Origin of the sequence: Pseudoalteromonas sp. CR1, assembly GCF_019392235.1 — a bacterium.
Taxonomy (GTDB): Bacteria; Pseudomonadota; Gammaproteobacteria; order Enterobacterales; family Alteromonadaceae; genus Pseudoalteromonas.
Genome location: NZ_JAHXRM010000702.1, coordinates 1 through 205, shown reverse-complemented (window position 1 = coordinate 205; position 205 = coordinate 1). Strand labels below are relative to the sequence as shown.

The following is a 205-nucleotide window of genomic DNA, read 5'->3' as shown; positions in this document are numbered from 1 at the left end:
TGCGGGAGCCGGATTTGAACCGACGACCTTCGGGTTATGAGCCCGACGAGCTACCAGGCTGCTCCATCCCGCGCCTGAAATATGCATACTTATTTAACGTTGCTTACATTACAACGTGGCGTCCAATTTAAAAATTGGTTGCGGGAGCCGGATTTGAACCGACGACCTTCGGGTTATGAGCCCGACGAGCTACCAGGCTGCTCCA

General features: G+C 53.7%; 1 tRNA gene. It reads right to left on the bottom strand.

From position 1 onward, the window contains the following. Positions 1-73 (bottom strand) — tRNA-Met (locus tag KZZ04_RS21080). Positions 74-205 lie beyond the last annotated feature (132 nt).